The 13262-nt window shown below is 49.2% G+C and carries 14 protein-coding genes; 8 read left to right on the forward strand and 6 right to left on the reverse strand.

Annotation, left to right across the window (positions count from 1 at the left end; translation table 11 throughout):
• Positions 1 to 43: 43 nt before the first annotated feature.
• Positions 44 to 547 carry a M48 metallopeptidase family protein gene (locus tag DSM2777_RS22600; protein WP_025798947.1) on the forward strand — a complete coding sequence of 168 codons (504 nt, stop codon included), beginning with the start codon at positions 44 to 46 and terminating at the stop codon, positions 545 to 547.
• Positions 548 to 622: 75 nt separating this feature from the next.
• On the forward strand, positions 623 to 1660 hold the full coding sequence (locus DSM2777_RS22605) for a Gfo/Idh/MocA family protein (RefSeq protein ID WP_061555207.1): 1038 nt from the start codon (positions 623 to 625) through the stop codon (positions 1658 to 1660).
• Positions 1661 to 1697: 37 nt separating this feature from the next.
• On the opposite strand, the gene DSM2777_RS22610 is transcribed toward DSM2777_RS22605, so the two are convergent.
• Complete coding sequence (locus DSM2777_RS22610; protein ID WP_061555208.1) at positions 1698 to 2621, reverse strand: DMT family transporter; 924 nt, start codon at positions 2619 to 2621, stop codon at positions 1698 to 1700.
• A 180-nt stretch (positions 2622 to 2801) separates the two neighbouring features.
• Here DSM2777_RS22610 and DSM2777_RS22615 point away from each other — a divergent pair, with 180 nt between their 5' ends.
• Together DSM2777_RS22615 and DSM2777_RS22620 are read left to right on the forward strand one after the other, a co-directional pair.
• Positions 2802 to 3524, forward strand: a complete 723-nt coding sequence (locus tag DSM2777_RS22615; RefSeq protein ID WP_046459367.1) for a glutamine amidotransferase — start codon at positions 2802 to 2804, stop codon at positions 3522 to 3524.
• Between the two features lie 407 nt (positions 3525 to 3931).
• The gene (locus DSM2777_RS22620) at positions 3932 to 4903 is read left to right on the forward strand and encodes a TerC family protein (protein ID WP_025798939.1); all 972 of its coding nucleotides are present in this window, start codon (positions 3932 to 3934) and stop codon (positions 4901 to 4903) included.
• Between the two features lie 52 nt (positions 4904 to 4955).
• On the opposite strand, the gene DSM2777_RS22625 is transcribed toward DSM2777_RS22620, so the two are convergent.
• A complete protein-coding gene (locus tag DSM2777_RS22625; protein ID WP_046459365.1) occupies positions 4956 to 5807 on the reverse strand; it encodes a DMT family transporter in 852 nt (283 codons plus the stop codon).
• Positions 5808 to 5835: 28 nt separating this feature from the next.
• Positions 5836 to 6732 carry a LysR family transcriptional regulator gene (locus DSM2777_RS22630; RefSeq protein WP_046459364.1) on the reverse strand — a complete coding sequence of 299 codons (897 nt, stop codon included), beginning with the start codon at positions 6730 to 6732 and terminating at the stop codon, positions 5836 to 5838.
• 110 nt (positions 6733 to 6842) lie between these two features.
• On the opposite strand from DSM2777_RS22630, the gene DSM2777_RS22635 reads away from it, so the two are divergent.
• Positions 6843 to 7535 carry a pirin family protein gene (locus tag DSM2777_RS22635; RefSeq protein ID WP_046449751.1) on the forward strand — a complete coding sequence of 231 codons (693 nt, stop codon included), beginning with the start codon at positions 6843 to 6845 and terminating at the stop codon, positions 7533 to 7535.
• Positions 7536 to 7571: 36 nt separating this feature from the next.
• Here DSM2777_RS22635 and DSM2777_RS22640 read toward each other — a convergent pair whose 3' ends face one another.
• A complete protein-coding gene (locus tag DSM2777_RS22640; RefSeq protein ID WP_061555209.1) occupies positions 7572 to 8132 on the reverse strand; it encodes a hypothetical protein in 561 nt (186 codons plus the stop codon).
• Positions 8133 to 8330: 198 nt separating this feature from the next.
• Here DSM2777_RS22640 and DSM2777_RS22645 point away from each other — a divergent pair, with 198 nt between their 5' ends.
• The 3 genes from DSM2777_RS22645 (at position 8331) to nrdG (ending at position 12008) form a co-directional block, all read left to right on the forward strand.
• On the forward strand, positions 8331 to 8909 hold the full coding sequence (locus DSM2777_RS22645) for a hypothetical protein (RefSeq protein WP_061555210.1): 579 nt from the start codon (positions 8331 to 8333) through the stop codon (positions 8907 to 8909).
• A gap of 353 nt (positions 8910 to 9262) precedes the next feature.
• Positions 9263 to 11401 carry an anaerobic ribonucleoside-triphosphate reductase gene (gene nrdD / locus DSM2777_RS22650; RefSeq protein ID WP_046459356.1) on the forward strand — a complete coding sequence of 713 codons (2139 nt, stop codon included), beginning with the start codon at positions 9263 to 9265 and terminating at the stop codon, positions 11399 to 11401.
• A 142-nt stretch (positions 11402 to 11543) separates the two neighbouring features.
• Positions 11544 to 12008 carry an anaerobic ribonucleoside-triphosphate reductase-activating protein gene (nrdG, locus tag DSM2777_RS22655; RefSeq protein ID WP_061555211.1) on the forward strand — a complete coding sequence of 155 codons (465 nt, stop codon included), beginning with the start codon at positions 11544 to 11546 and terminating at the stop codon, positions 12006 to 12008.
• A 5-nt stretch (positions 12009 to 12013) separates the two neighbouring features.
• On the opposite strand, the gene DSM2777_RS22660 is transcribed toward nrdG, so the two are convergent.
• Both DSM2777_RS22660 and parS read right to left on the reverse strand, forming a co-directional pair.
• Positions 12014 to 12472, reverse strand: coding sequence for an RES family NAD+ phosphorylase (locus DSM2777_RS22660; RefSeq protein ID WP_061555212.1), 459 nt, complete (start codon positions 12470 to 12472; stop codon positions 12014 to 12016).
• Positions 12469 to 12915 (reverse strand): type II RES/Xre toxin-antitoxin system antitoxin, encoded by a 447-nt coding sequence (gene parS / locus DSM2777_RS22665; protein ID WP_046459353.1) that lies wholly within the window; start codon positions 12913 to 12915, stop codon positions 12469 to 12471. Before parS ends, DSM2777_RS22660 begins: the two co-directional genes overlap by 4 nt.
• Between the last annotated feature and the right edge of the window lie 347 nt (positions 12916 to 13262).

Consider the following 13262-nt stretch of genomic DNA (forward strand, 5'->3'; position numbering starts at 1 on the left):
CATGACGTACAATAGTCCGCTATTGTACCTGAAGGAATTGAATATGACGTCTTTGACTTATCTGGCCGGCTATCCTGAACATCTGCAAACGCAGGTTCGCCAGTTGCTCGACCAGCAACGTCTGGGGACTGTTTTATTGCAGCGTTACCCGCAGCCACACCAGCTCACCACCGATCGCGCACTCTATCAATACACTACCGATCTCAAAAATCAGTATCTGCGTAATGCACCGCAAATTAATAAAGTGGGCTACGACAGCAAAATTCAGGTTCTCAAACATGCATTAGGGCTACATACCGCCATTTCGCGCGTGCAGGGTAGCAAGTTAAAGGCAAAAGCTGAAATCCGTGTTGCGACCGTCTTCAAAAATGCGCCCGAGGCTTTTCTGCGTATGATCGTCGTTCACGAGCTGGCGCACCTGCGCGAGAAAGAACACAACAAAGCGTTTTACAACCTGTGCTGCCATATGGAACCCGCTTACCACCAGCTTGAGTTCGATACCCGCATGTATCTCACGCATTTAGAACTGGTTGGCGCGCTGTATTAATTTGCCCAGCGTCGCCGAATTAATCCAAGAAATGCTACTCTGTGAAAAATCTTATTTTCCCAATCGGAGACGCCCATGATTCGCTTTGCCGTTATTGGAACCAACTGGATTACCCAGAGCTTTATCGACGCCGCTCATGCCACGGGGAAAATGCAGCTGACCGCTGTGTATTCACGTCATTTAGCGCAGGCATACGCTTTTGGCGAGCCAAATAAAGCCCAGTATTTTTTCGATTCGCTCGACGATCTCGGCAATTGTGCTCAGGTTGACGCGGTTTATATCGCCAGCCCAAACTCTTTCCACTATCCACACACCTTGGCGATGTTGCAGCATAAAAAGCATGTCATCTGTGAGAAGCCGTTGGCGTCTAACGTGCATGAAGTCGAAAGTATGATCGCCTGCGCGCATGAGAATCAGGTCGTGCTGTTTGAAGCCTTTAAAACCGCATACCTACCTAACTTCTCTGCGATCCAGCAAGCGCTGCCGCGTTTGGGCAAACTGCGTAAGGTGTTCCTGAACTACTGCCAATATTCCTCGCGCTACCAGCGTTATTTAGACGGTGAAAACCCAAATACCTTTAATCCCGCGTTTTCAAACGGTTCGATTATGGACATTGGCTACTATTGCTTGGCAAGCGCAGTGTCTCTGTTTGGCGAACCGGACAGCCTTAACGCCAGCGCCACGCTGTTAGATTCCGGTGTGGATGCCCATGGGCACGTCAGCATGAACTACGCAGGTCACCACGCAGGCGACGGATTCGACGTGGTTCTTTTCCACTCCAAGGTCAGCAATTCAGATATCCCAAGCGAGATTCAGGGGGAAGACGGCACGTTAGTTATCGAAAAAATATCTGAATGCCAGAAAGTGACATTTACACCGCGCGGTGGGCAGCCTGAAGTCATCAGCCAAGCCCAGCAAGAAAATACCATGTATTACGAAGCGGAAGTATTTGCCAAACTGGTGCAATATCAAAGTATTGAGCATGCGGGGATCAACGTATCACGCAGCACGGCGAAGATCTTAACGCAGGTTCGCGCGTTGACCGGGGTTGAATTCCCGGCCGATGCCGCTATTCCACCGGAAACCGTGGTTGTGCCGAATACTCGCGGATGATCATGAAAAAAGGCCTCTGTCATCAGAGGCCTTTTGACTAACGAACAGGCTTAACCTGCTGAATTTGGGCTTTCGCCACGCGTTTACCGCCGAAACTTAATGCTGCTAGCGCCAGCACGATTAACACAATGCCCGCTCCTTCAATCGCTCCCGGATTTTCACCCAGCAGCCACCAAGAGAACAGTACGCCACATACGGGTACTGCCAAGGTGCTCAGGCCTGCAATGCCCGCCGGTAAGTTCTTCAACACGAATAGCCATAGCGTCCACGCCAGCGCGGTGGCCAAAATGGCGCTGTATGACAATGCGAAATAAACATAGGGATCCCACACAATTGGGCGCTCGGGAACCAGCCACGCAATCACGCTCATAATGATCGCGCCGTACACCATTTGCCATGTGGTCAGCGACAGCAAATCAACCTTAGGATGACGCTGGTACAAACGTTTAGCGACAATAGCGCTCGCCCCCCAGCTGATGCCAGACAGAATGGCCAGCACCGCGCTTTGCAGTGACTCACCCGTCAGCTTCCACGGTTGTAAGACCAGACAAAGCCCAATCGCCGCCACCACGATTGCCAAATACTGTACGCGACGCATTCTTTCACCCAAGAACAGCGCCGCCATGATCACCACCCAAAACGGCATGGTGTAACTCAGTATGGCCACTTTACCGGCTCCACCGCTCACCAGTGCCCACTGAGCCAGCCCAACCATGCCGCAGGTTTGCAGCACGGCAATCGCCAGCGTGTAAGCAAAAGGCGTTGGTTTCATCCCGCGACCACGCAGTTTTAACACCACCAACAGTAATAAGGCTCCGAACACGCAGCGCAGCGCGGTAAAATCAAAGGCGCCGATGTAAAGCGTGACCTGCTTCATCGCGATCCAGCTATAACTCCAGATCAGCGTTAATAATACCAATCCCCCAAACGCCAACGGATCGGCTTTTCCTGCTACGGCCATTTTGATGTCCTAATCATTATCAATCGTGCTTATTATCACTAATGCCATTATCTCATTACTCTCTCTTATATCCACCTTCTATATTTCACAACGGCATTAGAAAAATGTGTGAAAAGCGTCTAATTTGAAAGCTTCAATAAATTTGAAAATATCCAACGGCGGCGGTACTCAGGAGATTCTATGGCGGAGTTTGAGGCAAAACCCTTAGTCATTTTACAAACCGGTGATGCACCGGATGTTATTCGCCATCAGCACGGCGGTTTTACCGATATGTTTTTGCAGCAGGGCGATATTGATCCGTCCAGCGTAGTGATTGTGAATCTTCCTGCAGGCGAACAACTGCTCAGCCCCGAACATTATCGCGGTGCGGTGATTACGGGTTCAGCGGCGATGGTGACCGAACTACTGCCGTGGAGTGAATACGCTGCGATGTGGCTACGCGACGCCATCGGTATGGGGCTGCCTATTTTCGGAGCCTGCTATGGTCATCAGCTATTGGCTCACGCGCTCGGCGGCGAGGTGGGTTATCATCCCGAAGGGCTGGAAATTGGCACATTGGAAATTGAGCTGTTGCCAGAAGCTCAACAGGATCCGGCACTGCAAAACTACCCACCGCGCTTCTATGCCAATCTCATACACTCGCAATCGGTGCTTCGCTTGCCTGAGGGCGCGGTCGCTTTAGCCCGCTCACAGCAAGATCCGCATCAAATCATCCGCTATCGCGATAACGTGATTAGTACGCAGTTCCATCCTGAATTTAACGGGCCGGTGATGCATTGCTACATGAGTTGGATTGCTGAGCTAGAACCGCAGCATCAGGCTAAATACCTCGATATTCAGCGCCGTACTAGCAATACTCCCGTCAGCCAATCATTACTGCGTGAATTTGTTCGCGGTTTATAAATTTAAACGAGCCATGGTTTACAAGATGTAAAATCATGGCTCAAGTTTTCTCTTTGTTAAACCACGCCAAACATTGACCTTTGAAATATTTTGCATTATTTTCTTACATGCAAAGGGGAGTAACTTCATTGCTGGTTAATCGTCATTACGGTGCGTGCTGCGTACCCGGTTGCCAGGCAACGCATTTTGGCTTTACACTAAAATGTATCTAAGCGCCCTGCTTAGATGTATACCAGAATCATTGAGCGCGGCTAATTCCGCTGTCGCATGATGATGCAGGTATCGAGTTGTAAGTGAGACCTTGCCGGAAGGCGAGGTGCGCTTAAAACTCAGACAAGAGTCGTCGCTGTCGTCCTCCGTCATCGTGATTTTTGTATTTAATGAGTGTTACGAAGGATACTCCCATGATCAATTCCATTGGCTCTCCCCTGCTCTGGGGTAGTTTTGCCGTCATCGTCGTCATTATGCTCGCCGTCGATCTGCTGTTGCAGGGGCGTCGCGGTGCAACCACCATGACGCTGCGCCAAGCCGCCATCTGGTCGCTCGTATGGGTCAGCTTATCCCTCTTGTTCAACGCAGGTCTGTGGTGGTATCTCAGCGAAACCATGGGGCGCGTCGTTGCCGACAAACAGGCACTGGCGTTTCTGACCGGTTATCTCATTGAGAAAGCGCTGGCCGTCGATAACGTGTTCGTTTGGCTGATGCTCTTCAGCTACTTCTCGGTGCCGCCGAACCTGCAACGCCGCGTACTGGTTTACGGTGTTTTAGGCGCGATCGTGTTACGTACTATTATGATTTTCGCCGGTAGCTGGTTAGTCACCCAGTTCCAGTGGATCCTGTACGTATTCGGTGCTTTCTTGCTGTTTACCGGCGTGAAAATGGCCTTGGCGAAGGATGACGACGGCGATATTGGCGACAAACCGCTGGTGCGCTGGATCCGTAGCCATTTGCGCATGACCGACAAGATTGAAAACGAGCACTTCTTTACTCGCAGAAACGGCGTGTTGTTTGCCACACCGCTGCTGTTGGTGCTGATTCTGGTTGAGCTTAGCGACGTTATCTTTGCCGTAGATAGCATCCCAGCAATCTTCGCGGTCACCACCGATCCGTTCTTGGTATTAACGTCTAACCTGTTTGCGATTTTGGGTCTGCGTGCAATGTACTTCTTGCTGGCGGGCGTGGCAGAACGCTTCTCAATGCTGAAATACGGTCTGTCAGTAATTCTGGTGTTTATCGGCTTTAAGATGCTGATTATGGATCTGTACCACATCCCAATCGCAGTATCGTTAAGCGTAGTGGCTGGAATTTTAGTGCTGACGCTGGTGATTAACGTCTTTGTTAACCGCCGCAACGACCGTTTGAAATCACAAAGTGAATAACCGTTAAACGGAATGCCCCGGATTTTCCGGGGCATTTTTTTGCTTAGAGCCGTTAACTTCTGCGCCTTGCAGACCAAGCCACCGCAAAGATAATCAGCAAGCCACCTGAAACCATCCTCAGGCTTGGTACCTCATGGAACAGCGCCCATGCAATCAGAATGGCGTACACCGGTTCTAGCGCAATAATCATCGCGGCCATACGCGCTTTCAGCGCCTGTAGGCTGTTGATAAACAAACTGTATGCTAATCCCGTGCAAATCAGCCCCAAGCAGGCAATCCACATCCAATCCATCGCACTGACCAGCGGCAGCTCATGATAGGTAAACGGAAATAGCAGCACGATAACGGCAAGGTTTTGCCACCAGCAGACCTGAGTTCCGTTCACGCTGGCGGCTGAATGTCGATTCGCCAACGCCAGAATTGCATAAATTAGGCCGGATAAAATGCCCCACAGCAGCCCTTCCGTTGCGCTGTTCTCGAAGTTGAAGCTCGGCGTCACCAACACCAGTCCTACAGTTACCAGCAGAATTAACACGTACTCCGCTGACGACAGCTTCTCTCGATACAGCAGCCCTTCCAGAATCGCCACAAAGGCGGGGAAACAGGCAAAACCTAGCGTACCGACCGCAACCCCACCCACTTTCACCGCGATAAAAAACGTGACCCAGTGCGCGCACAGCAGCGCGCCACAGGCGCACAAACGCCCCACGCCGCGAGCATCAAGCTCACGCCACGGTAGGCGTTTTAGTTTTATCAATAACAGCGACATGGCCGCTAACGCGAAAATCGCACGGCCAAAAACCAAGACGGCGGCACTGCTGGCAATGAGTTTGCCAAAGATACCTGAAATGCCAAATAGCACGGTAGCCCCGTGCATCAGCCATAGCGCACGGCGACGATCCATGCTCACTCCTCAAAAAATCGCTGAAGGATCAGCGGTTCATAAACAGCTTAGGGATCTCACGCAGAAGCCAAGATTTTGCCTCGCCCATGCTATCGCGACGCCACGCCATAATAATATCGGTTTCATGACTGTATTCGGCGCTCACCACCCGCAGGCGACCTTCGGCAATATCCTGTTCGACCAACGGATAAGGCATAGTTGCAACGCCCAGCCCATCAATAAGCGCCTGACGTTTATCCGCAATAGTGCTCACGGTTAAACGCTGTTGCTTATCAAGCAGTTGAACCGTCAACACGGGGCGCTCACGCGCAGTATCCGCTACGGCAATGCCGCGATATTTCACCCGAACAGCGTCGGATAAAGGCTCTGGCTCTAAATGAATAGGATGCTCAGGGGCGGCAACATAAACGCTCATCACCTTATAGAGCTTACGCACGTTGATCTCAGACGAAGAACGAAAATGCATATCTGGCGCGATCACGATATCCGCACGCCCTTGTTCAAGGCGCTCCCATGCACCCGCTAAAACTTCGGTCATGAGAGACAGTTGAGTATTGGCTTTTTTCGAAAGCTTATCCACCAGCGGGAAAAGCTGTGTGGCGGGCACCAAAGCCTCGCATACCACCGTAATGTGCGTTTCCCAACCGCGCGAAAGCGCTTCGGCATCTGTCGTCAGCTTGTCGGCCGCTTCAAGAAGAATGCGCCCACGTTCGAGCAACATGCGTCCCACATTGGTAAATTTAGTGCGGTGGCCAGAACGGTCGAACAACACCACATCCAGCTCTTCTTCTAGCTTTTGCATGGTGTAGCTTAAAGCTGAAGGCACTCGGCCTAATTCGTCTGCCGCCGCTGCAAAACTTCCACGACGATCTATGGCATCCATGACCCGCAATGCTTCCAATGTCAGCGCGCGATCTTTACTCATAGCATCCTTCTATTCAGGAAATTTGAATATGGCGACCAGATTAACTGGCTAACAATCTCACGTCCAGACGCTTACCATGGTTATATCGATTATTAAGAGCCTTGAGCGCCATGATTACACAACGAAAAGCCCAAAACTGCGGACACGCTGACTATGGTTGGCTCAAGTCCCGCTATACATTTTCCTTCGGCCACTATTTTGATCCTAAGCTGATGGGATATGCGTCACTGCGCGTTCTCAATCAGGATGTATTGGCACCCGGTGCGTCATTACAGCCACGCACCTTCCCACGCGTCGACGTATTGAACATTATTCTTGATGGTGACGTAGAGTACCGAGATAGCGAAGGCAGCCATACACAAGCCCATACTGGCGATGTGGTGTTACTCGCCACGCAGGGGAACATCAGCTACAGCGAACATAATCTCAATAGTGATAAACCGCTTACTCGCATGCAGCTATGGCTAAATGTATGCCCAGAAAGAGAAAACGACGAGATCCAGCGCCTCACGCTCGTAGAAGAGCCTTACCGCTTGCTCGCTTCGCCCGAAGGCGACAACGGCAGCCTGCAACTGCGCCAGCAGGTGTGGATCCATCATTTGGATCTTAAACCGGGTGAGCAGCACACGTTACATTTGCACGGATCGCGTGCCTATGTGCAGTCGATCCACGGAAGCTACAAAACGCAGGATAGCGCCGAGCTGTTAGCCTGCGGCGACGGTGCCTTTATCAATGATGAAGAAAGCCTAACCCTCACCGCCGTCACACCGCTGCGCGCACTGGTGATTGATTTGCCGGTGTGATTTTTGCCTTCCCTCTTGGTTTAAGGGGGAAGGCCATCACCAACGCGTATGTTTCCAGATACTCCCTCCCCAACTATGCCTAGATGACCACCAATGTCTTTTATGCGAACTACTGGAGCTATTCCAAGATAGTTGGGAGAAGTTATTTTCTGGACCCCACCAGATTTTCACTTCATCTTTTGGCAGCAAAAGAACATGCAGATACACTGCTCCCAGTTTACGTTCCGGCAATAATACCGTTTTATGTCGAATTTCTTCTTTAATTCCCTTAACCCGCTGATCTTTATACGCACCAAAAACCCAATTAACCTCAACGAGCCTTTGCTTATCCCAATAACAACAAGCGCCCATTGATTGCATATCATTACCTGATGAATCAATTACATTCACTTTGAGTAATGGTCGCTCCACATCAGTGTTGTTTTGTATATCGACTGTGATCTCGGTAAAACCAATCCATAGTATTAGCCACAAAAAATAAGCCGCAGGTAGGGGGACAACTAAAATCCATAATATACGCCAAAACCAATGTCCCCCTCTCTCATAACTCCGCGTCAGAACCTCATCAAATTGTTCTAGCCGTCTAAAAAAACGCATATTAATTCTGCTGTTCTATCAATGAATATCTCATCGTCGCTTATGTATTAAGTACAAATCAATATAATGAGCAGTTAAGGAAAACTTAATAATTCATGTCATTACAGTCTCTGGCTATTCAGATAGCCATCTGAATAATATGCCAATACTTATTGCTAATATTGAATAATGAAAACGACTTATCAGAAGGATACTGATATGAATAAGATAAAAACAAATAGATACATCAAAAAAGACTGCAAACTTATTATTTCCATTATCTTCTTCATTTTATTTATTTTTTATATATCGTGGGCATCCAGAATTTCAAACAACACCATTCTTATAAAATCAGGTGCTGAAGTTAAACTGTCTTTCATTGTCATTGGCATGATGGCTACAGCAGCGGGAATCAGTGCCGTGAGGCTGGCTGCTATACCACGTACTAGAAATGACTGTATTTTTATCTTAAGTATGTTCATCGCTGGCGGGCTGATAGGGTTAACCCTATCGCTGAATGCGCTGGATGCTTACGTTTATCTATTTCCAGATAAAACAATTTATTATGCCAGTGAGTATGATGTTTCTATTCCCGGCCCATACCGAGGGAGGTATCGCTGCGAGGCTGGTGTGCGGCTGAAAGATATTCATACTTCACGCTGGATTGAGCTGCGTACTTCAAAAGAAGAACTGAAAATCGGAAATAAGCGACAACAAGGGATGGATGCTGTGTGGGTGACTGCGCGAGTTAATCGCGTTGGCAGTTATATTGTTAACTACCAATTTATTTTCAAATAACGGCTGAAATATTCGTTCTGCTGGTGCCATCTGTGAACAGGTTGATCACGTATTTTCCTCCCTGACTACACTCCATTAACCATCCCTCACCGCCTGCAAACAACTCTTATTGCATTAAGAAAAACGACCTCGCTCTCGGTTTGTATAACGTTTCTACCGAAAATAAAAATCTTTGCGCTATGTCAAACTACTGCGCTTTAACTCAAATCAAATACCATATATAGTGTGTCTCACTTTAGAACATACCCATATGTAGTAGTTATCCACAAAACATCCACAAGACTGCGTCAAGCCTTATGGCACGCGGATTGTGGCTGTGGATAACATACAAAACGGGAAAAAGGAGCGACGCGGTGAAACCAATAGTGATTAAACGGGACGGTTGTCAGGTACCATTTGACGAACAGCGAATCAAGGAAGCTGTGGTGCGTGCTGCCCGAGCGGCAGGCGTTGATGATACTGATTATTGTGCAACCGTAGCCCGCGTAGTCGCTATGCAGATGGCCGATCTCGAGCGTGTTGATATCCATGTGATTCAAAACGCAGTAGAAAACCAGCTGATGGCAGGCAACTATAAGCAGCTTGCGCGTGCATACATTGAGTATCGTCACGACCGTGACGTGTCTCGTGAACAACGCGGCCGTCTTAATCAGGAAATCCGTGGCCTGGTTGAGCAAAGCAATGCCGCTTTGCTGAACGAAAACGCAAACAAAGACAGTAAAGTTATCCCAACCCAGCGCGATCTGTTGGCGGGTATCGTGGCAAAACACTACGCGACACAGCACATTCTGCCGCGTGACGTGGTGCTTGCGCACGAACGTGGTGAAATTCACTACCACGATCTGGATTACTCTCCGTTCTTCCCAATGTTTAACTGCATGCTGATCGACCTTAAAGGCATGCTGACTAACGGCTTCAAGATGGGTAACGCAGAAATTGAGCGTCCTAAATCTATCTCGACCGCCACCGCCGTGACCGCACAGATTATCGCTCAGGTCGCCAGCCATATTTATGGCGGCACCACGATTAACCGTATTGACGAAGTTCTGGCGCCGTTTGTCACTTCAAGCTTTGAAAAACATCGTAAAACCGCTGACGAATGGAACATTCCAGACGCAGAAGGCTATGCAAAAACCCGCACCGAAAAAGAGTGCTACGACGCATTCCAATCTCTGGAATACGAAGTCAACACGCTGCATACCGCTAACGGTCAAACCCCATTTGTGACCTTCGGTTTTGGCTTGGGAACCAGCTGGGAATCTCGTCTTATCCAGCAATCTATCCTGAAAAACCGTATCGCAGGCTTGGGTAAAAATCGTAAAACTGCCGTGTTCCCTAAACTGGTCTTCGCCATTCGCGATGGCTTAAACCACAAGTTTGGCGACGCGAACTACGATATCAAACAGTTGGCGCTAGAGTGTGCTAGCAAGCGTATGTACCCAGATATTCTTAACTATGATCAAGTAGTTAAAGTTACCGGCTCGTTCAAAACACCAATGGGCTGCCGTAGCTTCTTGGGTGTGTATGAAGAAAATGGTGAGATGATCCACGAAGGGCGTAACAACCTCGGCGTCATTAGCCTAAACCTGCCGCGTATCGCTTTAGAAGCTAAAGGTGACGAAGCTGCATTTTGGAAATTGCTGGACGAACGTTTAGAGCTTTCTAAGAAAGCATTAATGACGCGTATTGCTCGTCTGGAAGGTATCAAAGCACGCGTTGCACCGATCCTCTATATGGAAGGTGCATGTGGTGTTCGCCTGAAAGCCGACGACAATATTGCTGATATTTTCAAAAATGGACGTGCGTCAATTTCGCTGGGCTACATCGGTATTCACGAAACGATGAATGCGCTGTTCGGCAACCAAACTCACGTCTTCGATGATGAAACCCTGCGTGCGAAAGCCGTGGCGATTGTTGCACGTTTACAGCAGGCAACCGACAGCTGGAAAGAAGAAACCGGCTACGGCTTCAGCTTATACAGCACGCCAAGCGAAAACCTGTGTGACCGTTTCTGCCGCTTGGATACCGCTGAATTTGGCGTTGTACCAGGTGTGACCGATAAAGGTTATTACACCAACAGCTTCCACTTGGACGTTGAGAAAAAAGTTAACCCATACGACAAGCTGGATTTCGAAGCGCCATATCCGCCATTGGCGAGCGGCGGTTTCATTTGCTACGGCGAATATCCAAACCTACAGCACAACCTGAAAGCGCTGGAAGACGTCTGGGATTATAGCTATAGCCGTGTCCCTTACTACGGTACGAATACGCCAATCGATGAGTGCTACGAGTGCGGTTTCACCGGTGAGTTTGAGTGTACCAGCAAAGGCTTTACCTGCCCGAAATGTGGTAATCACGATTCGGCTAAGGTTTCCGTGATCCGCCGTGTATGTGGCTATCTGGGTAGCCCTGATGCGCGTCCGTTCAACGCCGGTAAGCAAGAAGAAGTTAAACGCCGCGTTAAGCATTTGAACAACGGGCAGATTGGTTAAATACAACGAATACCCCACCCTAACCCTCCCCTTCACAGGGGAGGGAACCGTTCGGAGCGGATGAATAACGATCCGCTCCGCCTCCTGCCAAGGGGGAGGCTGGGAGGGGGCTTCCCTCCGCATTTCTTATAGATAAGCAGATATGAATTTCCATCAATATTACCCCATAGACGTCGTCAACGGGCCGGGTACTCGCTGCACGTTATTCGTTGCCGGCTGTGTGCATGAATGCCCCGGTTGCTATAACAAAAGTACATGGCGACTGAATTCAGGCATGCCGTTTACGCAAGAAATGGAAGATCAGATCATTGCCGATCTGAATGACACACGTATTCCGCGTCAGGGTTTATCCCTTTCCGGTGGCGATCCGCTGCATCCGCAAAATGTGCCGTTTATTCTGAAGCTCGTACAACGCGTGCGTGCGGAATGTGAGGGCAAAGATATCTGGGTTTGGACAGGCTATAAGCTAGACGAACTGAGCGATGCACAGCGTGAAGTCGTGGATTTGATCAACGTGCTCATCGATGGCAAGTTCGTACAAGACCTCAAGGATCCGATGCTCATCTGGCGAGGCAGTGCGAATCAGGTTATTCACAAGCTGCGCTGATCGTTTCATTTCAGTCGTTCATCAAAAGCATGCGGCACTTCAGCCACCGTGGTTAGATAGCGTTCAAATTTTGGATGCTGCGGATTCAGTAAAAGATTATTTTCCTGTGGCACAATCACCGAAGGCACCCGTAATCCTACGGATACCTTCGATGCTATCCACTGTGACCCCATATCGGCAGTTACCGATGAGATTTCATCCTGACGCCATTGAGCAGGCAATACGCTGACATCTAGCGAGCTAATATCACGGTCGTCAATTTCTATCGAAAAAAGCGAGTAAAACTCAGTTAGCCGTGCGCTTTCGAGGTGAACCAAACATTCCAGCATCGCAAGCGAGATAGAACTGGCCAGATACACCATTGGGCTACCCATGCGGTTCCAACGCCCGCCAAACTGTTTTGCTCCCTGCCCCGTGAATGCGCTGTTTGCAAATTTGGTTTTAACAATGCGATAGCCCATCATGAGAATACACCGTGCTCCAAGCGCCCGATCAGGTTCAATACCGCAATGGCTCCACTCTCCGTGCTGATGAGACTCGCTGGAGCAGTCTGTCCCAGTGCACGCACAGGATGTGTTAGCCAGTGGATAGCCTGCTCTTTATCATCCTCAAAAAGGGCAATCGCCGCGTTCATCACCCTCACCAAACGAGCAATACTTTCACTCTGCTCAGGCGATAACGTTTTAGGCCCATTCTTTCTACGAGAAACCTGACGACCGCTGATCCCCGCGATTTGGACGATATCGGCCTTATTAATCCCCGTCCATTGGTGAATATTTTCAATCACGTCGGTGGGTAATCCCTGTTTAAGCAACTCAAGCAGCTGAATGCTACCTTCTGGCGGAAAACTCACTACGTGCCAAAGTGTGCTTTCATCTCGCTGCTGAGCGGGTGTGAACATACGCATACTTGCCTCCTGCTACTTAGCCATACGTCTATGCTTAATATAGACCTATGACCTACAGTCGACAATCCTATCGTGCAAATAACAACCACACGTCGTGTTATATAAAAATACCCAACGCCTGTCTTTATGAGTTTTCAATGTCTTGTCAAAACTGTATGACGCTGTCCAAAATGCGCAGCTGAATACAGCTCAACGACACTATTTTTGCAATCCGCTTCGCACCTCTTCTCTTCGCGGCTGTCATCCTAACGCCTTCAACTATTCATATTTCTGCAACATATAAACAACCGTTTTGTCATTTTCAATCGGCACCATGAGCGCAACTTAATTTTGACCACCTCACTAAA

It is taken from the genome of Obesumbacterium proteus, from assembly GCF_001586165.1.
Classification (GTDB): Bacteria; Pseudomonadota; Gammaproteobacteria; order Enterobacterales; family Enterobacteriaceae; genus Hafnia; species Hafnia protea.

What these genes read in the sequence shown, in the direction of transcription:
- DSM2777_RS22600 (WP_025798947.1), top strand. Translation starts at nt 44, where the DNA reads ATGACGTCTTTGACTTATCTGGCCGGCTATCCTGAACATCTGCAAACG.
- DSM2777_RS22605 (WP_061555207.1), top strand. Translation starts at nt 623, where the DNA reads ATGATTCGCTTTGCCGTTATTGGAACCAACTGGATTACCCAGAGCTTT.
- DSM2777_RS22610 (WP_061555208.1), bottom strand. Translation starts at nt 2,621, where the DNA reads ATGGCCGTAGCAGGAAAAGCCGATCCGTTGGCGTTTGGGGGATTGGTA.
- DSM2777_RS22615 (WP_046459367.1), top strand. Translation starts at nt 2,802, where the DNA reads ATGGCGGAGTTTGAGGCAAAACCCTTAGTCATTTTACAAACCGGTGAT.
- DSM2777_RS22625 (WP_046459365.1), bottom strand. Translation starts at nt 5,807, where the DNA reads ATGGATCGTCGCCGTGCGCTATGGCTGATGCACGGGGCTACCGTGCTA.
- DSM2777_RS22630 (WP_046459364.1), bottom strand. Translation starts at nt 6,732, where the DNA reads ATGAGTAAAGATCGCGCGCTGACATTGGAAGCATTGCGGGTCATGGAT.
- DSM2777_RS22635 (WP_046449751.1), top strand. Translation starts at nt 6,843, where the DNA reads ATGATTACACAACGAAAAGCCCAAAACTGCGGACACGCTGACTATGGT.
- DSM2777_RS22640 (WP_061555209.1), bottom strand. Translation starts at nt 8,132, where the DNA reads ATGCGTTTTTTTAGACGGCTAGAACAATTTGATGAGGTTCTGACGCGG.
- DSM2777_RS22645 (WP_061555210.1), top strand. Translation starts at nt 8,331, where the DNA reads ATGAATAAGATAAAAACAAATAGATACATCAAAAAAGACTGCAAACTT.
- nrdG (WP_061555211.1), top strand. Translation starts at nt 11,544, where the DNA reads ATGAATTTCCATCAATATTACCCCATAGACGTCGTCAACGGGCCGGGT.
- DSM2777_RS22660 (WP_061555212.1), bottom strand. Translation starts at nt 12,472, where the DNA reads ATGATGGGCTATCGCATTGTTAAAACCAAATTTGCAAACAGCGCATTC.
- parS (WP_046459353.1), bottom strand. Translation starts at nt 12,915, where the DNA reads ATGCGTATGTTCACACCCGCTCAGCAGCGAGATGAAAGCACACTTTGG.